Consider the following 21827-nt stretch of genomic DNA (forward strand, 5'->3'; position numbering starts at 1 on the left):
TCTCCATGCAGTTCGGTCCCTGGGACGTCCAGATCGTCAGCGGCGGCACCTTCCGGCTGGATGGCGGCGCCATGTTCGGCACGGTGCCGAAGGTGGTGTGGAACAAGCTCTACCCCGCCGACGAGGAGAACCAGATCCTCATGGCCACGAACTGTCTGCTGATCCGCGGCGAGGTGGGCGGGAAGCGGCACGTCATCCTCGTGGACAACGGGAACGGCGACAAGGAGACCGACGACTTCATGGCCCGCTTCAAGTTCGAGGGCCGGGGCGTGCTGGACGTGAACCTTGCCAAGCACGGCGTGCAGCCGGCCGACATCACCCTCTGCATCCTCACCCACCTGCACTTCGACCACGCGGGCGGCAGCACGCGCTTCGGCGCCGATGGCAAGCCCGTCCCCAGCTTCCCCAACGCCCGCTACGTGGTGCAGGCGAAGGACCTCGCGGACGCGAAGCACCCGCACCTGCGCGTGAAGGCCAGCTACCTGCCCCAGAACTGGGAGCCGCTGGAGGCCGCAGGTCTGCTCGACACCGTGGACGGCATCGCCGAGCTGCTGCCCGGCATCTCCGTGCGCCCCGCCCCCGGCCACATCGAGGGCCTCCAGAACGTCATCGTCGAGGGCGGCGGCAAGCGCCTCGTCTACCTGGCGGACCTCATCCCCACAGCCCGCCACATCCAGCCGGCCTGGTGCATGGGCTACGACCTCGACGTGGTCACCTGCGTGAACGAGCGCCAGAAGCTGCTCGACGAGGTGACCGGCACGGGCACCGTCTGCATCTTCGAGCACGATCCCGAGTTCCCCGCCGGCACCGTCAGCCGCGACGCGAAGGGGAAGTACGCCGTGGTGCCCGTCCAGGTCTAGCAGCCTCCACCTGGGCCTGGACGCGCATCAGGAAAAAGCGTCATGTCCGATGGCGATGGAGCCCGAAAGGGCCCACAATCCTGCCAGCCGCCATGACCCCCCTGACGCTCCTCCTCCCTGGCCGTCCGCCTCTGCTCCTCAGGGGCGAGGATGGTCGGGCCTGGCACTTCGGGCGGTCGCACGAGAACGAGGTGGTCTTCCTCGATGGCGGTCTCAGCCGCAGGCATGCCCGCATCGTGCTCCAGGACGGTACGCCCTGCCTGGAGGATCTGGGGTCCCGGAACGGCACCTTCGTCAACGATGAGCCGATCCAGGCCCCACGCGCGCTGCAGGGCGGCGAGGAGATCCGCATGGGGTCCGTGCGGATCCGCGTGACCCAGGGCTCCCGGGGCCCAGAGGTGCGGATCCAGGCCCAGGACCAGATCGATTCCCAGCAGAGTCTCGTCCTGTCCCTGGACCAGGCGCGGAAGGCCTGGACGCCGGCCCAGGACCGGGACCGGACGGGAGCCGTCATCCGGGCCCTGCAGGAGCTGAGCCTCGAGCTCATCAAGGACGCCCCGGCGGATGCCCTGCTCACCCAGGTGCTGGACCAGCTGTGGACGCTCCTCTCGCCCTGGCGGGCGGCGATCCTGATGAAGGAGGCCTCGGGCGAGCTCCGCCTGGTGGTGTCCCGCGCGAACGAGGGACAGGCCCCCATCCTGCTCTCGCGCAGCCTGGTGGAGTCGGCCCTCGAGCGGAAGGAGGCGGTGCTGTTCCGGGAATTCGGCCTGGACATGGCCAGCCCGTCCATCCTGCTCAGCGGCATCACCACAGCGATCCTGACCCCCCTGGAATACGAGGGAACCGTGCTGGGCCTGCTCTACCTCGATGCCCGCCCGCCGCGGGGGTCCTTCAACGAACAGGACCTGGGCCTCGCCACCACCTTCGCCCACCTGGCCTCCGCCAAGCTCGAGCAGGTCCGCCTCCGCGAGGCGGAGCTGAGCCGGCGGAAGCTGGATCACGAGCTGGACCTCGCCCGCCGGATCCAGCAGGGCCTGCTGCCCGGCTTCCCCCCGGAGATCCCGGGCTACCAGCTCTACGGGACCAACCTGCCGAGCCGCCAGGTGAGCGGCGACCTGTTCGGGTGGTGGCCCCGCGGCGATGGCCGCTGGCTCATCGCCCTGGCGGACGTGAGCGGTAAGGGCCTGGGCCCGGGGCTCCTCATGGCGAGCCTGGCCGCGTTCCTCGAGGCCTGGGCCGGACGGGACGTCTCGACGGAAACCCTCGCCTTCCACCTCTCCAAGGCCCTGGCGCGGCATACCGATGGCCGGCGGTTCGTGACCGCCTTCCTCGCCCTGCTCGACCCGGCCACGGGCCTCGTGACCTACACCAACGCCGGCCACAACCCCGGGTTCCTCCTCCTTCCCGGCGAGCCCTGCCGGGAGCTGGAATCCCAGGGCCTCCCCCTGGCCATGCTGCCCGGCCAGGGCTACGGCTCCGGCACCTTCCTGCTGCCGCCGGGCGGGCTCCTGGCGCTCTACACGGACGGCATCACGGAGGCGGCCGATCCCAAGGATGAGGAATACACCCCGGAACGGCTCAAGGCCTTCCTCATGGCGAGGGCAGCGGCGCCCGTCGAGGCCCTGGACGCCGAGCTCATGGCCGAGCTGGAGGCCCATGCCCAGGGCACGCCCTTCGCCGATGATCGGACGCTGCTGCTGCTCCGGCGGTCCTGAACGGAACGTGGGAGCGCGCCCGGCCCTATGAGCCGATGGGGCCTGCCACCTCGCCATATAAAGAAACTTTTTTATTAAACAATTGCGATTTATTCCATGACACGACTAGGCTATGAGGCCACTCCCGATCAGCCAGGGTCCGACCTGGGCCTCTGGCATCTACCCCACCCCTTCCTCTGGAGGCCCCATGGCCACCAAGCAGATGAACGTCAAATCCGACGGGTTCAATCCGAAGGACCTGTCGGTGAACAAGAACCAGGACTCGGTGCACTTCGTGCAGAGCGGCCAGGGCGCACCCAGTTCGGTGACCCTCAGCAGCTCCGCGCTCTTCGGTGTGGACACCTGCGAGGTGGACGCCAGCACGAGCGGAACGAACATCTACCAGGTCCTGGGAACGGCCACGGATGGGAGTTACATCGTGTCGCTGCCCGCTTCGCCCAGGGCGACCAAGGACAGCGGCACGATCAACGTCACCGGCTGAGACCCACCGGGCCCGACGGCTGGAGCGGTGCGGCGTCGCCGCGCTCCAGTCGCCGGGCCCGCTCCATCCAGGGCGCCAAAGTCCGTGCGAGGTGCGGGTTGGCGCCTCCGCAGGCGGCGAGTTCCTTCAGTGCCTCCTGCCCCTTCCTGCGGCGCGTCCCCCGGGGTTCCGCTTCGGCCTCGAGCAAACGAAGCGTGCCTTTCAAAGCCAGGGCCTCGGCCCACTCGGGACGGGCCTGGAGGAGGGCTTCGGCCCGGGCGCTCCCTTCGGCCAGGGCCCTGCTCGCATTCTGTCCGCGGGCCAGTTCCCACTCGGCCTGGGCACGCCAGAGCTGCCCCAGGGCGAGCAGCGATTCCTGAGAGGCTGGATCAGCCGCCAGGGCATGGTCGAAGGCATCCCGGGCGGCGGCGAAATCCGCCTCCGTCGCCTGGGACCAGGTGGCCTTCCACCGGGCATGGGCGGCCCGGAGCGTCCCCAGGTACTGCCAGGTGTCGTGATTCTTGGGGTCCAGGGCCAGCGACTGGGCGAGGAGCGCCTCGCCCGTTCGCACCTGGGCGCGGGGATCCGCCCCCGAGGCCACGGCCCAGGCCACGCGGACCGCGCTGCAATGGCCGGCATTGTCCAGGAGTCCCTGGTCTCCCGGCGCCACCTGGCGGCCCCTCCGCACCACGGCCTCGGCCTCCGCGAGAATCCGGGGGGCGGCGAGCCACTGGCTCTCCGTGATGAGTTGGTCCGAGAGGTTCAGGTAGCCGTAGGACTGGGCCGGGGCCACCTGGATCGCCCGCCGGAAGCAGGCCTTGGCCTCGGTGCTCCACTGGGCCGGATCCTCGCCCCGCTCCCAGGCCTCCCGGGCCAGTTCGGACAGGGCGATGCCCTCCCCGTTGTGGAGATGGGGACTGGTGGCATTGATGGCCAGCCCCTGGTGGTTCAGGTCGCGGGAACGCAGCAGGGACGGCCGGGGATCCTCACCCTTGGCCCGGGCGCGGAGGGCCTGGGCGTAGTGCACCTTCCCGAGCATGAAGTAGGGGACGAAGTGCTTCGGGTTCAGGCTGCGGGCGCGCTCCAGGGCTTCGACGGCGGCCCGGAGATCGGCCTCAGGCTGGGCGGCCCTGGGCAGCCTCGCCCGCTGTTCGAGGCAGGCGCCGAGGTTGATCCAGGCGGGGAGAAGATGGGGCTCCATCCGCGTGGCCGTGCCGAAACTCTCGATGGCCGCGCTGAACTGGGCCGAAGGATCCTGCCCCCGGCTGCCTTCGAACTGGGCCAGCGTCTGGTTCACCATGCCGAGGTGGTTCCAGACCGCATAGTCGCGCTTCTCCGCCGACAGCCCGCCGAAGGCCGCGAGCCCCCGCGACAGAGCCTCCGTGGGGTCCAGGTTGCGCAGGAGGCGCACGTTCCCCAGCGCGTAGTAGGCCTTGCCCAGGGCCACCCGGGCATCCGCGCGGGCCGGGCCCGCACTCACCGCCTGCCAGGCCGAGGCCACCGCCTCACCCGCGAGCGCTTGGGCGTCCTCCCCGCGGAGGGCCCGCGTGTCCGCGAGGTTCCCCTGCAGCCCCGCGGCGAGGATCAGCGACGGGGCATGGTCCGGCTGGAGGCGGAGGGCCGCGGCCAGGGCCTGCATGCCGCGGTCGAAGGGCCCCTGGACATCCCCCTGCCCGTACTTCTCCATGAAGAAGGCGTTGTTCTCCAGATCGGCGGCCGCGGCGTACACCGCGGGCACGCTGCGCCCGGTGATGGCGGCGGCTTGCAGGGCCTGGCGGCCTTCGGCGAAATCCTCACGGGCCCCCTCCCGGTCGCCCTGGTTCCACTTCTGCCAAGCCCGGGCCTGCAGGAGGGAGCCGCGCAGCAGGGGCGCCTCGTAGAACCAGGGCAGCTCGGTGCCCAGGGCCTTGAGGCGGACCAGGGCCTCGTCCAGGCGTCCCTCGTAGAAGGCCAGGAGCGCCTCCACATAGGCGGGCGAGGGGACGTCCGCACCCTTGGCCTGGCGGAGGTAGGCGAGGGCCGGATCGCGCAGCGTGCGTTCCACCTCCCGCAGGCGGGCCTCCCGCTGATCCTTGGAGACGATGCGCTCCGCCTCCAGGAACTGGTCCCGGAACTGCCGGCCCAGGGCGAGGCTCAGGGCGTAGGCCACGCGCGGCTCGCGGTAGCCGGCGTCCCAGGCCATCTGCAGGTGCTCCCGGGCCTTCTCCGTGTCGTCCAGGGTCCAGTGGCCCCGGCCCAGCGCGTAGTGGCCGGGCCCGTTGGCGATGGCGCCGGCCCGGGCCATGTCAGCCTGGAGCTGGGCCATCTGATCCCGCACGGCCTGGAGGTCGGGCCGGATGTCGTGGGGCGGCGACAGCGCGGAGTAGCGGGCCATGGCATCGATGCGGCCCGTGGCCTCGGTGAACTGCTGGGCGAGCCGCTCCCGGCGCCCGGCGTCGCGCCGGGTCTTCACCGCCACGCCCAGGGCCACCAGCACCACCAGCAGCGCCGCGGCGCCCACAGCGCTGAGCTGCCGGTGCTTGCGGACCTTGCGCTGGAGGCGGTACCAGAGCCCCGTGGGCCGGGCCAGCACCGGATCCGCCGCCAGGAACCGGTCGAGGTCATCGGCGAGGGCGCGCGCCGATTCGTAGCGCCGCGCGCGGTCCTTCTCGAGGCACTTGAGCGTGATGGCTTCCAGGTCCCGGGGGATGTCCAGGCCGGGCCCGCGCATGGGCTGGATGTCCTCGGAGGCGATGGCGCCCAGGACCTCCAGGGGATTGGAACCGCCGACCGGCGGACGGCCCGTGGCCATGTGGTAGAGCGTGGCGCCCAGGCTGTAGATGTCCGTGCGGCGGTCCAGGCGCGAGACCTCGCCCCGGGCCTGCTCCGGCGACATGTAGGCGGGCGTGCCCAGCACCGAGCCCGTCTCCGTGAGGTCCTGGTTCCACTCCCGCGCGAGGCCGAAGTCCATGACGAAGGTGCGCAGGGAGCCGTCCGCCACGCGCTCCACCATGATGTTGGAGGGCTTGAGGTCCCGGTGGATGATCCCCACGCGATGGGCTTCCTGGACGCCCAGGGCCGCGTCCCGCAGCACCATCACCTTCTGCTCCAGCGACAGGTCCTTCGCCGCGGCGTCGAAGGGAAGCCCCGCCACATACTGCATGGCGATGAAGACCCGGCCCTCCACCTCGCCCACCTCGAAGACCTTGCAGACATGGTCGTGGTCCACGCGGGCCTGGGCCCGGGCCTCCAGCATGAACCGCGCGACGTAGCGGTCGTCGTCGAGGCGCACAAACTTGATGGCCACCTCGCGGCCCAGGCGCCGGTCGCGGCAGTGGAACACCTTGCCCATGCCGCCCTGACCCAGGAAGCCCAGGCATTCGTAGCGGTCCCAGGCCGGCACCGGAAAGCCGGGATCTGCGGATCTGGCCGAGGGCCGGAGGGGTGTCCCCAGCGTGGGGCCGCTTCCGGAATCGGCGGCCCCGCCCGCCAGGGTCTCGGCCCGGGACAGCCCCGGATCCAGGTCGCGCGCCTTCGGGTCTTCTTCCATCTGCTCAGCTCCCGGGACGAGAGGTTGGCGGCGGAGACCGCTATCCAGAACCGAATTATGGCACGGTAGATCCGCTTGCCATCAACAGTCAACTTGTCAATTTACGATATTAAGGTAGCCTACCGCGGATTCGCACGACCCGGGCGGCCGTCCAGAGGCCGGGCCACTCCGCGCTAAACTGGTGCCTCCCCGAGCGAGGTACCCGTGTCATTCACTCCAGGCAGCAGGCGCGGCGCCATGGCCGACATCAACATGACGCCGCTCATCGACGTGATGCTGGTGCTGCTGATCATCTTCATGATTGCGGCGCCCATGATGCTGACGGGCGTGGATGTGAAGCTGCCGGAGAGCCGCACGGGCCGGAACCTGGAGAGCGAGGCCCTCACGGTGAGCATCACCTTCGACGGCCGCCTGCAGTTCGACCAGGTCTTCATGGCCCTGCCCGTCCTCGCCAACCAGCTGAAGGCCAAGGCCCAGAGCGGCGGCAAGCGCCCCGTGCTGGTGCGGGCCGACCACAACGTGCCCTACGGCCGGGTCATCCAGGTGGTGGACGCCATCCGGGATGCGGGCTTCACCCAGGTGGGCTTCGTCACCGCCGCCGCGCCCATCGCCGCCCCGCCGACCGAAGCGAAATGAGCCAGGACCTCCAGGCCTACCTCCGCAGCCGCGCCCACCTCGGCGAGCTCCGCTGGGGGCCGGGTCTGGCCCTGAGCCTGGCCCTCCACCTGACCGTCGGCATCGCCTTCTTCTGGCACCGGGGGGGCGGCCCGACGCCGACCGAGGAGGTCAAGGTCACCTGGGTGAACCTGCCCGCGGCCATGGGTGGCCAGTCCGGTGGCTCCGAAGCCATGGAGGTGGGCAAGACCGGCGAGCGCCTGCGCCGCGTGGAGGAGGTGGCGCCGGTCCGCAGCACCTCGCCCTCCGCCACGGCCCCGGACCCCTTCGCAGCGAAGACGACCAAGTCCGCCGCCAAGGGCGACAGCAAGGACGCCACCAGCCAGGGCACCGGCACCACCGCCGCCAAGGGCAAGACCGCCACTGCCAACCCCGTGGCCGGCGCCGTGGGCTCCGGCAACGGCGCGGCCTTCGGGGCAGGCTCCGGCATCCCGGGCCTGAACCCCACCTCCGGTGTCCAGGGCGGCGTGGGCCTCGTGGGGGGCGTGGACGGCAACTTCCCCTTCGTGTGGTACCTGCAGCAGGTCCAGGCCCGCATCACCTCGAACTGGAACCGGGTGTCGAGCACCCAGGGCCGCGTGCAGATCTACTTCCGCATCGCCCGGGACGGCAGCCTCGACCGCGTGCGGGTGGAGATCCCCAGCGGCAACGCCGCCATGGACGAGAGCGCCCGCATGGCCGTCCTGCGCGCCGCCCCCCTCCAGCGCCTGCCGGAGGGCTACGACGGCTCGTACCTGGGCGTGCGCTTCTGGTTCACCTACCTCGGGAACTGAACCAGCGCGCCTTGGGGCGCCGGGTTCACGCCTAGGGGATGACCGTGCCCCCACCGGGATCCGGGTCGATGATCATCTCGGCCAGGTTCAAGGACTGAACCGGGAAATCGAGGGTGAATTCGCCCGCCGGCATGGGCAGCAGGATCTTGAGGCCCTTGGCATCGTGCCCGGTCAGCTCCCATTTTTTGTCGGCCTTGAAGTGGATCGAATGCCTCACCTCCGGGTTGGTGAAGACCCAGTGCCGCGAGGGCTTGGCGAGGCGTTTCCCTGCGTATTTCAGGTTGTGCATGGCGGCTCCCTTCAGAGCGGTTGAGGGCGATGGGCCGAGCGGACCGGCCCGGGGAAAACGGTTCAAGAGCGCTTCCGCCAGCTGGAGACCAGCGAAAGGACTTCCTCGCGGTGTTCGGAATCCTCGCTCCGGGGACTGGCCAGAGCCGCAGCCAGGGCCTCCTGGGCCTCCTTGTCACGGCCCCGCAGGTGCAGCACCCAGGCCCGGGCCCGCCAGATCTGGGGGCGGTCGCCCGCGAGGCCGCGGGCTTCCTCCAGCAGGCGCTCGGCCTCCGGCAGGTCCCGCTGCCGGGCCCGGCACTCGGCCAGCGCCGCCAGCGCCTCGGCCCGGTTCTGCACAGTGCCCTTCTTCGCCAGGAGGGCTGTGGCCTCCAGCAGGCGGATGGTCGCGGCGGGCAGCCGGCCGCGTGCCCGCAGGAGGTCTCCCAGCCGGTAGAGGGCCCGCCCCTGGATCAGCAGGAAGTCGTGCTTTCGCGTGTCCTCCAGGAGCTCCTCGTACCGGGCGGCCGCCAGGTCGAAGTCGCCCTTCATGTGGGCCGCGATGCCCAGGAGCAGCAGCGTCCGGCACCCGCCTTCGGCATCCCCCAGCTCCCGGCGCAGCCGGAGGACTTCCAGGAAGGTCTTCTCCGCGGGACCGGCCCGGCCCTCCTCGAGGTCGAGCAGGGCCAGGTTGGTCTGGGTGAGGGCGCGGTTCAGGGGGCTCTCGGTCGCGCTCGCATCGGCGAAGGCGTCCTGATAGAAGGCGCGGGCGTCCTGGGTGCGGCCCAGGTACTTGGACCGGTTGCCCAGGTTCACCAGGATCTGGGTCCGCAGCTGCCGGTTCCCCGTGGCCGTCACCATCTCCAGCGCCGGCCTGAGCGCCCGTTCCGCTGCGGCCCAGTCCTCCCGGTGGATCCAATGGGCGCCGAGCTCGTTCAGGATCTTCGCCTGGAGGTCCGTGTCCTTTGTGGCCCGGCCCAGTTCCAGGGCCTGCTCGAGCAGCGGGACCTCGGCATCGGAGGTCCGGTCCGTCCGCCGGGCCAGGAGCGCCAGCCCGATCAGGCCTTCGGCTTCGGAGTAGCGGTCCCTCGATTCGCGGGCAGTGGCCACGGCCCACATGAGCGTGGACAGCGCCCGGGGATCTCCCCGGCCGTACAGCGTCGAGCCGTAGGTCCGCACGCCCGGGGCGAAGCGCGGCGCCAGCAGCGCCGCCCGCTCCAGGAACGGCAGGGCCCGCAGCGAGTCCCCGTGCCGGACCAGGTCCCGGCCCATCCCATAGGCCTCGAGGGCCTCCGCCGGGGGCATGGGGGGGAACTCCGGCGACCGGCCCAGGGGCGACAGGGTCCGGTTCAGTTCCTTCAGCACGGCGGGCACCGCCAGGTTGGGCTCGAAGTTCGGCGTGGGGGCGCGGAACTCCCGGCTCGCCCTCAGACGGCCCTGCCGATCCAGCAGCCTCAGCCGGAGCACGGGCGCCGCGGAGTCCGGAACCGCGGCCAACTCCCCCTGCATCACCAGGTCCGCGCCGGTCCGGACCACCAGACGCCGGACGAGGGCGGCCTCGTTCCCCGCGGCCGCCGCCAGGGGGCGGACCTCCCCGGGCTCCCGATCCTGCACGACCTTCACCTGCGGGAAGCTGCGCAGGACATGCTCCAGCAGGTCCGTGGTGGTGATCTCCGCCTGGGGCGTCAGCCCCGGATCGGGCGTGAAGTTCCGGATCGGCACCACCACCAGCCGGGCCTGATGCGAGGCCGAGAACTCCGGCAGCACCCCCCGGCCGTAGGCCCAGGTGCCAACCCCCGCCAGGGCCAGCGTGACGGCCGCCGTGGCGGCGGCCCACCACACCGGGGAGGCCGGCGCCTGGAGCTGATCCAGCCGCTCGACCACTTCCTGGGCGCCGGGGCGGGCGTCCGGATCCATGGACAGCAGGCGGTCCACCAGCACGCGCAGGGCGTGAGGTCCCGGGGCATGCCCATGGGCATGCTGGCCCTGGCTCGATCGCCACTTGAGTACCCGCCGGGTCCAGGGGATCGGCGTGCGGTCCTTCGCGGGGGGCGGATCGCCTGCCAGCGCCAGGGAGGCGACCACCCCGAGCGCGTACATATCCGTGGCCGCCGTGGCCTTCTCCCCCAGCAGCAGTTCCGGGGCGATGAACCCCCGGGTCCCCATGACCGTGCCGGGCTGGGTGAGCGACCCCCGGGAACCCGGGCTCGTCACGGTGGTGGCCTCGTCCTCGGGCCGTGTGGACCGCGTGACCCAGTTGTCCTCGGGCGCCCCCTCGAAGTCCTTGGCCAAGCCGAAATCCAGGAGCTTGGCCGAGCCCTCGGGCGTGATCAGGATGTTCGACGGCTTCAGATCCCGGTGGATGACGCCCTTGGCGTGGGCCGCCGCCAGGGCGAGGGCCACCTCCCGGAGCAGCCGGATCGCCTTCGGCAGCGGCAGGGGGCCCTGCTCCAGCAGCGTCGAGAGGGGCGTGCCCTCCACCCACTCCATGGCCATGACCAGGGTTCCGTGGTGGTCCAGCCAGTCGTACACGTGGCAGATGCCGCCGTGGTCGAGCTTGGCCAGGATCTGGGCCTCGCGCTGGAACCGGCTGAGGGCCGCCTGCTGGCTGGCGTGGTCCGTGCGGATGGTCTTCAGCGCGACGCGGCGCTCCAGCGAGCCGTCCCAGGCCCGGTAGACCCGCCCCATGCCGCCTTCGGCCACAAAAGCCTCCACCCGGTAGCGGCCGACCACATCGCCGGGCTGAAGCGGACTGGCAGTCTGGAGTGCCATGGGAGGTTGCTGGAACGGGACGCCAGCTGGACTGACCATCCCGCCCGGGCGATGGGCCCATCCTTTCAGGAAGTGGTGATAGTCGCAAAAAGTCTACAACCCCTGTCCATATTCCATGTTTTCGACATCGGCACAGCTGCTGCCTCGACGCAGGCCTTCCAGCGGTACACTCCCTGAATGCATCCCCTCCTGCCCCTGGTGGCCCTCTACGCCCAGGCTCCGACCCCTGCCGCCCTTGCGGTCGTCACCGCCGAGCCCAGAGAGGTGCGCCCCGGCGAGTCGGTGCTGCTCGCCTGGACCTGCGCCCAGACGCCCCAGGTGCGGCTGGAACCCGGCGGCATGATCCTGCCGGGGCGCTCCCAGGTGACGGTGCGGCCGGCCTACACGACGACCTACCGCGTCTTCGATGCCAGCTCCGGCGGCGCCGAGCTCGGCCACGCGGAGGTGCGCGTCACTCCGGGGCTGCCGCTGGGCGAGGCCGCCCGCATCTGCGCCTTCGACGCCAGCGCCAAGGCCGTGCTGCCGGGCGATCCGGTGGTGCTCAAGTGGGAGTGCGCCGGCAGCGCCAAGGTGCGCCTGGAGCCCGGCGGGCTGGAGCTCGACGGCAAGAGCGAAGTGACCGTCACGCCCCTGGAGAGCACCCGCTACACCATCACCGCCAACAACGCCGCCGGCGGCCAGAGCCGCACCGTGGAGGTGGCCGTGCTGGGCCACCGCGCCCTGGCGGCCACCAAGACCCCCATGGCCAGCGTCTGCACCTTCGAGGCCAGCCGCACCGTGGTGAAGCCCGGGGAGCAGGTGGACCTGAGGTGGATCTGCCAGGGCGACGCCAAGGTGCGCCTGGAACCCGGCGGCCTGGAACTGGACGGCCAGTCCAGCATCGCCGTGGTCCCGGACAAGACCACGGTGTACACGCTGAGCGTCAGCAACCTCATGGGCGGCTCCTCCCGCAGCGTCGAGGTCCAGGTGGAGGCCCCGCGCCGGGTCCTCACGGAGAAGGACCTCGCCGATCCCGAGGAGGCCGCGAAGCCCCTGGAGCACCTGGACCTGCAGGAGGCCCTGCACCGGGGCGCCGCCCGGCGGGCCGCCGCGCCCCAGGGTTCCTGGACCCTCCGCCTCGTGGTCTCCGGCCGCGCCGACGGTCTCAAGCAGGTGGCCCGGGCCGCGGGGCCCAAAGCCGCGGATGTCCTCGTGCTGCCCTATGTGCGCCCGGACGGCTTCCGCTGGTGGCAGGCCTGCTACGGCGCCTACCCCACCCGCGCCGCGGCCCTGAAGGCCTGGAGCCAAGCCCCCGCGCCGCTGAAGAAGGCCTTCCACGACGCCCTGCCCCTCCGGTTCCAGCACCTGCCCGGCGATCCGCCGAAAGCCAGCCCTAACCCCGGGTGACCTCCAGCGTGAAGGGTTCGCCGATCATGTTGGCGTCCAGGGTGTCCACGATGAAGTAGATGGTGCGCGTCTCCTTCGTGGGGTTCTCGTAGGTGGCCTGGGGTTCGCCGGTGGCGATCCGGTTCTGGAGCAGCCCGGGCTCGTCCCGCCCCCAGGCGTTCACGCCCAGCACCCGGAACCAGGCCTTCCGGCCCTCCACCACGTGCACCTTCACCTTGCCGCCCGCCGGCACCTCGATGGCGTAGGCCCGCCAGCCGCTGATGTCCGGGACCTTGTCCGTCACCCGGACACTGCCGGCCGGCAGCTGCAGCGCCGGAATGGACGGCCCCCTCCGGGCGGCCCGGCGGGTCTCCCCCGTGATGCTCGCCTCCGCGGCGACATCCGGGCGATGCGGCACCATGGGCCCCCGCGGGGCCTTGGGCAGGTCCTTGGCCTCCACCACCGGCAGGGGCGCCGGGGCCTGGAGGACCACCATGGGAAGCAGCAGCAGACCGGGCAGCATGGGCACCTCCGCACATCCATCTCTTGGATGCTCCAAGCCCGGGATGGGTTTAGAGGTTCTGACAATACCCTACGCCGGGCCGGCAGGCCGGCCTCTGCCGCCGGCGAACTGCTTGTTGCAACAGGCAAGACGGGGGGCTATCGTCTGACAGCCCGATGCGGGCTTTCTACAAGGAGGAGGCAATGCGGATATCACCTTCAAGGCTGTTCGTGCTTCCCTCGGCCTTGCTGGCCGGGGCCCTGGCCCTTGCGCCCAGCGCCCACGCCGGCGAAGCGCCCGGCAAGGCCGTCGCCCTCGCCGCCGACCAGCTTTCCTGGGAGGACCTGGCGGCCAAGGGCGTCGGCGTGATGGTGGCCGATGTCGAGGGCCACCACGCCAAGGGGGCCTGGCACGGCTTCGTCAAGTTCCCCGTGGCCAGCAAGAGCGGCGTCCACGCCCACTCCAGCGCCCTGAGGCTCGTCGTGGTGTCGGGCACCTTCCGATACGGAAGCGACCCCGACCACGAGCAACCCTATGGGCCCGGCTCGTATGTCTTCATCCCGGCGAACCACCCCCACTCCAACAGCCAGCCGGACGGAGCCGTGGTCTACGTCGAGCAGTCGGGCAAGTACGACAACAAGCCGGCGGGGCACTAGTCCGACCCGCAGCGCGCCACCCGGTCAGCGGAGCACCTGGTACTCGCTCTGGACCAGGCCGCTCGGGAAGGACCGGGTGGCGACGTGATGCAGGCGGAGGTCGTGCGGCAGGGTGCTGAAGAGCGGGATGCCCTCGCCGATCAGCACCGGAACCCGGGTGATGATGAGGCGGTCCACCAGCCCCGCCCGCAGGAACCGCTGAATGGTGATGCCGCCGTCGACATACAGGTTCGTGGCCCCGCGCACCGCCAGCCGGGCCACGATCTCCGCCGGCGAGCCCGCCATCTGCTCCACCGCGCTGCCGATGGAGCTCGGCAGCCGGAGCGGCTGGCCGCTCAGCACCACCACCCGCTTGGTACCGTAGGGCCAGGGTTCGAAGGTCAGGACTTTCTTGAAGGTCCTGCGGCCGATGACCAGGGCATCGATGCCCGCCAGGAACTCCTCGTAGCCATGGGGTTCCCCGCCTCCCTCCGGCAGCCAGTCGAGGTCGTGGTTCAGGCGCGCGATGAACCCGTCCACGCTCGCCCCCACAAAGACGGACACCGTCATCAGGCCCTCCCACCCTTGGGTGGCGCGGGGCGGGTGAAAGTGACCGGATTCGGCTCAGCGAAGTCGCGTGAAGGGCCTTCAGGGGGTGCCGATGGGGGTCCGGGTGGCGGCTGTCGGCGTGAGCGTTCCGTTCAAGGCCGGCGTGGAGAGGGCAAGGGAGGTGGGCAGCTTGCCGGTGCTGTAGGCATAGCCGCTGGACACGGCATCGAGCGGAGGGCAGATGCCGCCTGGCTTGACCTTCAAGAACCAGGCGTCGCTGCTGGCCGACCCGGCTGCGGTCCGGTCCGAGACGAGGTAGGCGGCGCCGGTGGATGGATCGCTGTGAAGGGCGGCGCCAAAAAAGCCTTCGCTGGCCGTGGTCCCCAGGGTCTTCTGCCATTGCACCGCGCCGCTGGCCATCAGATCGATCAGCCAAAGGTCATAGCTGCCAGCGCCGAAGGCGCTGGTCGATCCCAGCAACTGGAAATGCCCATTGGGAAGCTCCTGGATATCGAGGGCTGAATTCCAGCCTGACCCGCCAATCCCGTTCTGCCAGGCCGTCAGGCCGGTTTCACCGATTTTGACGAACCAGGGATCCGTGAACCCGATCGAATCGGGGGACTGGCCCGCCAGGATGAAGCCGTTGTCGGACGTCGGGCGGATGATGGCGAAGGAAGAGGAGGAGCTGCTCCCGCCGATCCAGTTGCTCCAGGTCACGGTCTTCAAGTCCGGAGCGATCCGGGCGAACCATCCGCCCCGATGGTAGACGGACAGCATCAGGTCGGCATCTCCAGCCAAGGCGATCCCGCCGTCCGGCGTCTTGCACGCCGAAGCCACCCTCGTGAACCCTGGGCCGTCGTGTCCATTCCCATTCAATCCGACTTGACCGTTGAGGGAACCGTCCGCATTCAGATCGAGGAGGAGGCCCCGGTCCATGCTGGTGGTCGACTGGAAGCCCAGCACGCCGATGTGCTGCCCGGTGGGAACCGCGGCTGTGAAGACGGAACTCTGATACCCGCTTTCCGGAGCATGGCGGCGCTCCCACTGGATGCTCAAGTCGGCGTTGAGTTTCACGACCCATCCTTGAGTCCCGCTCGCGCCGAAGGAGGTGGTGCTCCCCGCCAGGAGGTAGCCGCCGTCGGGCGTCGCCCGAAGGTCATAGACCTTGTCCTCCCCCGCCCCCCCATAGGCGAACTGGGACACCAGGGCGCCATCGAGACCGGCCTTCACCAGCCAGACGTCCGTCCCCCCGGCACCGAAGCTTTGGGTGACGCCGCCCATGAGCAGCTTGCCGTCGGCGGTGGGAATGATCAGGTAGAGCGAATCGGCCTGTGATCCGCCCAGGGTCTTGGCCCAATACTCCGTGGAGGCAGGAGGCGCGGGATCCGTTCCGGGGGCGGGCGTTCCCGCACTCGACGCGCCGCCACCCCCGCCCCCACAGGCGATCAGGGCCGCGAGGCCGAAGGCGCAGAGAAGCCGGGGGGCGGCCTGGGACACAGCTTGGACTGGATTCACGGGAGTTCCTTGCTTGAAGTGGAGACCAACGAGGGAAGCGATCCGGCCACACCGGCCTCGAGGCCGAGAACGAGGCCGGGAAAACAAAAGATGGAGAGGGCGGAAGGTGTTTCAGGCGGGGCCCGAATGGAGCAGAAGGCCAGGCAGGGCCGTTATCTCTGGGCGGTGGATTCCACCATGATTCCAGTTCTGCTGCTGACTTTCATGGCGATGTTCATGGCTCGCTCGTGGGTGAAAGCGCCAAAGGCGTTTTCACCGAGATATAACTCGAGCCCATCACGGCAAACCAGGGCGATCTGCCAATTGGAGGACCTTCCGTATCTCCCGACTTTGATGGCTTGAAAGGCCTCCGAAGGCCTTCTCCATTCAACGAGGCCATACAGATTCTTCTTGTGAAATTGAATCACCTTGGGATGGCTGGAAGCGGTTAACCATTGATCGGCCGTGGCGCTGTAGATGCTCGAATAGACAAGAAGCAGTCCGAACAGCCCGACGACGGCCAGGAGCCAATGGGCAGAATGATTGGAGAGGTAAAGGTTCCTGACCAACCAGAGCAGGGCGACGCCTGGAAGCAGCGTCGCCACCGCCCAGCGATTTCCTTTGAACCGGAACGTCACGCTTTCGGGTGTTTCTTCGGAGATCACCATGATGGGTGGATTTTCTCTCAATGAGGCACCTTTGATCGTGAAACCCGGAACCTTGGAAAGGCTTCCTGACGAATGAAGCCAAGCGGCCACGCCTGCACCGAGGCGATGAACGGAGCCGAGGAAGCGTGCAGTTGAGAGAGAGCGCGCGAAATGCCGTGCAGGCGGAACCCGGGTTGAGTGGAGAATTAGGCGGTTACCGGGGCAGCTTAAAGGGGAAAATGATCTGGGTTTTGGTGAATTGTGGTACGCCTTTGATAAGGGTGGGCGCAAATCGCCAAGTCATGGCATACGATTCGGAGGTTGGAGCCAGTTCTACTGGCCCAGAGAGAGTCGTTGCACGTGATGGGATGCCATCTGGATCAATGATGAGCTCGACGACCACCGTTCCCTGAATGTGTGTTGCTTTTGCGCCCTCCGGATATAGAGGCGCCGGAGGTTGGAATCTCACGACTACTTGAGAAAAATGTTTCTCGATTACCATTGATCCTCGGGCGGGCGCAGGTTCCGTGTCGGTCTTACTACAACCAATAGCCATAAGGGAGAAGAGAATCATGGTTGTTTTCATGATGAATCCGAAAAATGTGGCACCTAACGGACGAAGCGAACCGACCCCGCCTGCACCGAGGCGCTGAGCAGAGCTGAGGAAGCGGGAAGCTGGGAGAGAGCGGAAGGCCATGCAGGCGGGGTCTGAGTTGAACTCAGGGTTAGGCCGATGGGACCGCACTTAGACTTTTGCACCCAGCAGACCGACCTTGAGGCCCTGGCTCTTGAGGTAAGTGGTGGCCTTCTGATTGAGAATAACAAGGCAAATCAAGTTGATAAGGGGGATGAACATGGCGATGATCCAGAGAACTGGGCCCAATGACAGCGCCTTGCAGAGTTTGTAGACGCACCAGATGCTGAATACAGCGACTGCCAATGCCACAGGAATGACCAGCAGACCGATCAAGGTGTCTGTCTTCATCAGAATGTTGCCCACAAGGCTCGCGAGAATGCTCAGAAGCAACAGTCTCTGGGCCCTGGCGACATCCTGAGTGTTCGTACCCTCGCCTTGGGGATCAGCGACGACGGCGTTTGGCCCTGCATAGGGGTTCTGGTCCATGACTTCTCCTTGGGTTGGTGCGGGGCCTAAAAAATAAAACTAATCAGCCCCGCCTGCGCCGAGGCGATGAGCGGAGCCGAGGAAGCGAGGCGACGAGAAAGAGTGGAAGGCATTGCAGGCGGGGTCCGAGTTGAACTGAGGGTTAGGCAAGCTTGTTGGTAATCAATGAGCAGTTGTAGATGGGACAAGATGGACTCGAATTGTGATGTGAGAATTGGCCGGTAGCTTGAGCCGATGAGACTGAAGTGAATAATTGGTTTTGCCTACACTACCTACACTAATTGAGTATTGACCTGGATATAAAGAACCTTCGGAATACCGGGTACTCTCGTAAGTTCTCAAGGAGCGTGGCCAGTCATTTATTGGAGTGATAATGATGACCATATCTGGTAGCAATTCACCATTAGGGTCTACCGAGGTAATCTCGAGCGAAGCTAGGCCATCGTTCCTGTTGATAATTTCGGTAGAGATCTCGAATGCACTAGCTGAATTCACAACGGTGGCTGTTGGTGTGCTGCAGTCCAAGGTACTCAAAAGAAGAATTGCAATGAAGCAGATGGATTTCTTTGCGCTCATTGGTTGCCTAACCTTGGATTAGACGACTCAACCCATCACGGAGCCCGTCGCCAGATTATGGATGTAGGAACGATACCCACATTGGTGACCACCGGGTCCTTTCCCCGCTGAACGGAGGCAAAACCTGGGGCGAACGGGGACTCCCCGCCCCTCGGATGGCGCGGGAACATGGATTACCCTGCTGCGCGGCCGCCATCTTCAGGGGGTTCAGACTCCGCCGCTCAGGCCTGGAGCTTCCCCAGCAGGTCCTCGGCCACGCGGCCCGCGGCTCCCGGCTCGCCCAGGTGGCCGCGCACCTCACCCAGCTCGGCGCGGACGCGACGGGCGGTGCCGGGGTCCAGCAGGCGGGCCAGCTCCACGCCCAGCCGCTCGGGGTTCACCTCGCCCTGCAGCAGCTCGGGGGCCACCTCGCGGCGGGCCACCACATTGGCGAGGCCGAAGAGGGGGACCTTCACGATGCGGCGGGCCATCTGGTAGGTGAGGGCGTTCAGCTTGTAGACGATGGCGAAGGGGGTGCCCAGCAGGGCGGTCTCCAGGGTGGCGGTGCCGGAGGCCACCAGAGCCGCGTCCGCGTAGGCCCGGGCGGCGTAGGGGCGGTCCTGCACGAGCGTCACTGGGGCGTCCCCCAGATGGGCGCGCACGAAGGCGGGGTCCAGCGTGGGGGCCACGGGCAGCGCCCACTGCACCTCGGGCCGGGCCGTGCGCCAGCGCCTGGCCAGCTCCGCCATGGGCGGCAGCAGGCGCTCGATCTCCCCCCTGCGGCTGCCGGGCAGCAGGGCCACCAGGGGCTGCGCGGGATCGAGGCCGGTCTCGGCGAAGAAGGCGGCGCGGTCGCACTCGGGCTTCACCACCTCCACCAGGGGATGGCCCACGAAGCGGGCATCCACGGGGTAGCCGCGGAACAGCTCCGGCTCGAAGTCGAAGAGGCAGTAGAGGGTGTTCAGCACCGTGCCCAGCTCGGGGATGCGCCCCTTCTTCCAGGCCCACACCTGGGGGCACACATACTGGTGCAGCGTCACGGCGGGCAGCTGCTTCCGCAGGGCCTTGGCCAGCCGCAGGTTGAAGCCCGGGTAGTCGATGAGCAGGGCGCCGGCGACCGCCTCCTCCGCCGCGGCGGCGAGGATGGCCTTGAAGAGCCGGTTCAGGCGCGGCAGGTGCTTGATGACCTCCACGAAGCCCACGACAGCGAGATCCTTCACGTCCGCCAGCTTGCGGTCCAGGAAAGGCGTCATGCGCGGGCCGCCGACGCCGATGATCCGCAGGTCGGGACGGCGCGCCTTCAGCTCGCGCAGCAGCTCCGCGCCATGCAGGTCGCCGGAGTCCTCGCCCGCGATGACGAGCAGGGTCGGGGTCACGCGTGGCCCCCCTTGCGCTCCAGGTGCCGCCCGAACATCACGCTGTCGTCGGGGACCACGGGGCGGCCCAGGGCCGTGGCGGGCATCTCCGCGGGGAAGAGCACCGGCGGATGGGCGGCCTCCAGCGCCGCGGCCTGGGCGCGGAAGGTGGCGGGCTCCGCGGCGGGCAGGGCCATGTCCCAGCGGTAGCCGAGCCTCTGGAGGGCGCTCAGGTCCGAGCCCGGCTCGCAGACGCCGCACCAGAGGCGGTCCGCCAGCAGCTCGGGATCCGTGGTGCCGGGATGCCAGCAGTAGCCCACGGCCTCGGCCCGGGCCTGCCGCAGCAGCTCCACCACTTCGGCCTCGGCCCCGCCCTCGATCCGCAGGGCCAGCTTCACGCCGCGGCCGCTGGTGGCCTCCAGCAGGGTCTCGAGGTGGCCCAGCAGGCGGAAGCCGCCCTCCCGGTTCTGCGGGCGGGCCGCGGGCAGGATGAGGAAATCCGGGGCCAGCGCCGCATGGAGCGCCGCCAGGGCCTCTTCCACGGGGGCCTGGCCGGGCAGGTCGATGGCGTGGACCGCCAGTCCCCGGCGGACGGCGGCCGGCCAGTCCGGATGCAGCTGGCCCTCCCACCGCAGGGTCACGGGGGCGAAGGGGAACCAGGACCCGGGATCAAAACTGGATGGAATCTGGGGCACGAACCGCATCGGCTTATCATGGAGCAATGGAGGCGCCATGGGCCGCATTTTCACCCTCGACGAAGCCCGGGCCCTGATGCCGCAAGTGAAGGCGGTGACGGAACCTGTCTACACACTGGCCGCGAGTCTCGCCGAAGAGCTCAGCCATGCGGAGGAAGTGCCCGACGATGTCCGGGCCGAGGAACTCCGCGAACGCCTGCAGACCCTGGTCGAATCCTGGCAGGAGAGCATGCAGGACCTCGAGGCCGACGTGAAGGGCCTGTGGCTCGTGGATTTCGATTCCGGCGACGGCTACTGGTGCTGGGCCTACCCCGAGGAGACCCTCGACCACTGGCACAGCTACGAAGGCGGCTTCCGTTCCCGCGTGCCCGCCGACCAGCGGCCGGGCGTGCAGGCCTGAGCGCATGCCCAAGCCCAGACCCGCGAAGCGCATCGAACCCATGGCCCCGCCCCGCGACTTCCGCGCGGCGGTGCTGGCGGTGGTGGCGCGGATCCCCAAGGGCAGCCTGGCCTCGTACGGCCAGGTGGCCCTGCTGGCGGGGTTCCCCCAGCGCCCGCGCCAGGTGGGCATGGTGCTGTCGGGCCTGCCCGAGGGCACCGACCTGCCCTGGCACCGCGTGGTGAACACCCGGGGCTATGTGCCGAGCCGGGGCCGCTGGTGGGGGGCCTTCGAGCAGATCACCCGCCTCCGCGACGAAGGCATCGAGGTGGACGACCAGGGCAACCTGGACCTGGAGGCCCACCGCTGGGACGGCTTGGACCGGAAGCCGAAGGCCGCCCCCAGACGCCCCGGGACCCGGAACAAGGCCTGATTCCGCCGCCTTCCGGGGCCGCCCGCCCCGCCGGACCGGGGCCCGCTCAGGTACACTGGAGGGGCGGAGGGCTCCATGAAGGTGCGCGTGTCGGTACAGTTGAAGCCGGGGATCCTGGATCCCCAGGGCAAGGCGGTGGAGCAGGGTCTGCACGGTTTCGGCTTCGAGGTGGAGCATGTCCGCATCGGCCGGCTCATCGAGCTGGACATTCCGGGCGCCGATCCGGCCGAGGTGAAGGCCAGGGCCCAGGCCATGTGCGACAAGCTGCTGGTCAATCCCGTGATGGAGAAGGCCTCCATCGAGGTGCTGTGATGCGGGTGGCGGTGCCGATCTTCCCGGGCTCCAACTGCGACCACGACGCCCTCCACGCCTGCGGCACGGTGATGGGCTGGGAGACGATCCCCGTCTGGCACCAGGAGGCGCGGCTGCCGGAAGGCACGGAGCTGGTCTTCGTTCCCGGCGGCTTCAGCTATGGCGACTACCTGCGCTGCGGCGCCATCGCGGCCCTGGCGCCGATCATGGCGGACGTGAAGCGCCACGCGGACAACGGCGGCCTGGTGCTGGGCGTGTGCAACGGCTTCCAGATCCTCTGCGAGGCCCAGCTGCTGCCCGGCGCCCTGCTGCGCAACGAATCCCTGCGCTTCATCCACGCGGACGTCCACCTGCGGGTGGAGCGGGCCGACCTGCCCTTCACCCAGGCCATGAAGGCCGGCGAGGTGTTCCGGGTGCCCATCGCCCACGCCGAGGGCAACTTCACGCTGGACCCCGCCGACCTGGCGGACTTGGAGGCCCGCGGCGGTGTCGCCTTCCGCTACTGCTCGGCCCAGGGCGAGATCGGCGAGGACCATGTCCCCAACGGCGCCATGAACGGCATCGCGGGGATCGTGAACCTCCAGGGCAATGTGCTGGGCATGATGCCCCACCCCGAGCGGGCCGTGGATCCCAAGCTGGGCCCCACGGGCGGCCTGGGCGTGTTCCGGAGCCTGGCGGCGGCCTTCAGCAAGGTGTGATGCGGGCCTTCCGGGGATCCTGGAAAAAAAAACA

Annotated in this window: 22 protein-coding genes; 11 read left to right on the forward strand and 11 right to left on the reverse strand. The window is 68.9% G+C overall.

The window, feature by feature from the left end; translation table 11 throughout:
• Window positions 1–5: 5 nt before the first annotated feature.
• The 3 genes from MLE43_RS11655 (at window position 6) to MLE43_RS11675 (ending at window position 3056) form a co-directional block, all read left to right on the forward strand.
• Window positions 6–860 (forward strand): MBL fold metallo-hydrolase, encoded by an 855-nt coding sequence (locus MLE43_RS11655; protein ID WP_243304195.1) that lies wholly within the window; start codon window positions 6–8, stop codon window positions 858–860.
• A 92-nt stretch (window positions 861–952) separates the two neighbouring features.
• A complete protein-coding gene (locus tag MLE43_RS11670) occupies window positions 953–2575 on the forward strand; it encodes a SpoIIE family protein phosphatase (RefSeq protein WP_275976206.1) in 1623 nt (540 codons plus the stop codon).
• Window positions 2576–2762: 187 nt separating this feature from the next.
• Window positions 2763–3056, forward strand: a complete 294-nt coding sequence (locus tag MLE43_RS11675) for a hypothetical protein (RefSeq protein ID WP_243304196.1) — start codon at window positions 2763–2765, stop codon at window positions 3054–3056.
• Here the strand turns inward: MLE43_RS11675 and MLE43_RS11680 are convergent.
• Window positions 3046–6564 (reverse strand): serine/threonine-protein kinase, encoded by a 3519-nt coding sequence (locus MLE43_RS11680; protein ID WP_243304199.1) that lies wholly within the window; start codon window positions 6562–6564, stop codon window positions 3046–3048. The genes MLE43_RS11675 and MLE43_RS11680 overlap by 11 nt on opposite strands.
• A 237-nt stretch (window positions 6565–6801) precedes the next feature.
• Here MLE43_RS11680 and MLE43_RS11685 point away from each other — a divergent pair, with 237 nt between their 5' ends.
• Window positions 6802–7200, forward strand: a complete 399-nt coding sequence (locus MLE43_RS11685; RefSeq protein ID WP_243304201.1) for an ExbD/TolR family protein — start codon at window positions 6802–6804, stop codon at window positions 7198–7200.
• A complete protein-coding gene (gene tolA / locus MLE43_RS11690) occupies window positions 7197–8012 on the forward strand; it encodes a cell envelope integrity protein TolA (protein WP_243304203.1) in 816 nt (271 codons plus the stop codon). The genes MLE43_RS11685 and tolA overlap by 4 nt, the downstream gene beginning before the upstream one ends.
• 31 nt (window positions 8013–8043) lie before the next feature.
• On the opposite strand, the gene MLE43_RS11695 is transcribed toward tolA, so the two are convergent.
• Window positions 8044–8301, reverse strand: coding sequence for a hypothetical protein (locus tag MLE43_RS11695; protein WP_243304205.1), 258 nt, complete (start codon window positions 8299–8301; stop codon window positions 8044–8046).
• Between the two features lie 62 nt (window positions 8302–8363).
• Window positions 8364–11051, reverse strand: coding sequence for a serine/threonine-protein kinase (locus MLE43_RS11700; RefSeq protein ID WP_243304207.1), 2688 nt, complete (start codon window positions 11049–11051; stop codon window positions 8364–8366).
• A gap of 177 nt (window positions 11052–11228) precedes the next feature.
• Here MLE43_RS11700 and MLE43_RS11705 point away from each other — a divergent pair, with 177 nt between their 5' ends.
• Complete coding sequence (locus MLE43_RS11705) at window positions 11229–12437, forward strand: hypothetical protein (protein ID WP_243304209.1); 1209 nt, start codon at window positions 11229–11231, stop codon at window positions 12435–12437.
• Here MLE43_RS11705 and MLE43_RS11710 read toward each other — a convergent pair.
• On the reverse strand, window positions 12424–12939 hold the full coding sequence (locus MLE43_RS11710) for a hypothetical protein (protein WP_243304210.1): 516 nt from the start codon (window positions 12937–12939) through the stop codon (window positions 12424–12426). The genes MLE43_RS11705 and MLE43_RS11710 overlap by 14 nt on opposite strands.
• A gap of 182 nt (window positions 12940–13121) precedes the next feature.
• Here MLE43_RS11710 and MLE43_RS11715 point away from each other — a divergent pair, with 182 nt between their 5' ends.
• A complete protein-coding gene (locus MLE43_RS11715; protein ID WP_243304213.1) occupies window positions 13122–13574 on the forward strand; it encodes a DUF4437 domain-containing protein in 453 nt (150 codons plus the stop codon).
• A gap of 24 nt (window positions 13575–13598) precedes the next feature.
• Here MLE43_RS11715 and MLE43_RS11720 read toward each other — a convergent pair whose 3' ends face one another.
• The 7 genes from MLE43_RS11720 to MLE43_RS11745 all read right to left on the reverse strand — a co-directional run bounded on the left by MLE43_RS11720 (window position 13599) and on the right by MLE43_RS11745 (window position 19980).
• Complete coding sequence (locus MLE43_RS11720) at window positions 13599–14123, reverse strand: dihydrofolate reductase family protein (protein ID WP_243304215.1); 525 nt, start codon at window positions 14121–14123, stop codon at window positions 13599–13601.
• Between the two features lie 78 nt (window positions 14124–14201).
• Entirely contained in the window at window positions 14202–15617 is a 1416-nt protein-coding gene (locus tag MLE43_RS11725) for a hypothetical protein (RefSeq protein WP_243304920.1), read from the reverse strand.
• Between the two features lie 152 nt (window positions 15618–15769).
• Window positions 15770–16354, reverse strand: a complete 585-nt coding sequence (locus MLE43_RS11730) for a hypothetical protein (RefSeq protein ID WP_243304216.1) — start codon at window positions 16352–16354, stop codon at window positions 15770–15772.
• 103 nt (window positions 16355–16457) lie between these two features.
• The gene (locus MLE43_RS15105; RefSeq protein WP_420843198.1) at window positions 16458–16940 is read right to left on the reverse strand and encodes an energy transducer TonB; all 483 of its coding nucleotides are present in this window, start codon (window positions 16938–16940) and stop codon (window positions 16458–16460) included.
• A gap of 48 nt (window positions 16941–16988) precedes the next feature.
• Window positions 16989–17366: a hypothetical protein gene (locus MLE43_RS11735; RefSeq protein WP_243304217.1), complete on the reverse strand. Its 378-nt coding sequence runs from the start codon at window positions 17364–17366 to the stop codon at window positions 16989–16991.
• Window positions 17367–18163: 797 nt separating this feature from the next.
• The gene (gene lpxB / locus MLE43_RS11740) at window positions 18164–19297 is read right to left on the reverse strand and encodes a lipid-A-disaccharide synthase (protein ID WP_243304220.1); all 1134 of its coding nucleotides are present in this window, start codon (window positions 19295–19297) and stop codon (window positions 18164–18166) included.
• Window positions 19294–19980 carry a hypothetical protein gene (locus MLE43_RS11745; protein ID WP_243304222.1) on the reverse strand — a complete coding sequence of 229 codons (687 nt, stop codon included), beginning with the start codon at window positions 19978–19980 and terminating at the stop codon, window positions 19294–19296. The genes lpxB and MLE43_RS11745 overlap by 4 nt, the downstream gene beginning before the upstream one ends.
• Window positions 19981–20008: 28 nt before the next feature.
• Between MLE43_RS11745 and MLE43_RS11750 the strand changes: the two genes are divergently transcribed.
• The 4 genes from MLE43_RS11750 (at window position 20009) to purQ (ending at window position 21793) form a co-directional block, all read left to right on the forward strand.
• Complete coding sequence (locus tag MLE43_RS11750; RefSeq protein ID WP_243304224.1) at window positions 20009–20371, forward strand: DUF2203 domain-containing protein; 363 nt, start codon at window positions 20009–20011, stop codon at window positions 20369–20371.
• A gap of 4 nt (window positions 20372–20375) precedes the next feature.
• Complete coding sequence (locus MLE43_RS11755; protein ID WP_243304226.1) at window positions 20376–20783, forward strand: MGMT family protein; 408 nt, start codon at window positions 20376–20378, stop codon at window positions 20781–20783.
• Between the two features lie 75 nt (window positions 20784–20858).
• Window positions 20859–21095: a phosphoribosylformylglycinamidine synthase subunit PurS gene (gene purS / locus MLE43_RS11760; protein ID WP_243304228.1), complete on the forward strand. Its 237-nt coding sequence runs from the start codon at window positions 20859–20861 to the stop codon at window positions 21093–21095.
• The gene (purQ, locus tag MLE43_RS11765; RefSeq protein WP_243304229.1) at window positions 21095–21793 is read left to right on the forward strand and encodes a phosphoribosylformylglycinamidine synthase subunit PurQ; all 699 of its coding nucleotides are present in this window, start codon (window positions 21095–21097) and stop codon (window positions 21791–21793) included. Before purS ends, purQ begins: the two co-directional genes overlap by 1 nt.
• Window positions 21794–21827 lie beyond the last annotated feature (34 nt).

Source organism: Geothrix oryzisoli (genome assembly GCF_022808865.1).
GTDB lineage: Bacteria > Acidobacteriota > Holophagae > Holophagales > Holophagaceae > Geothrix > Geothrix oryzisoli.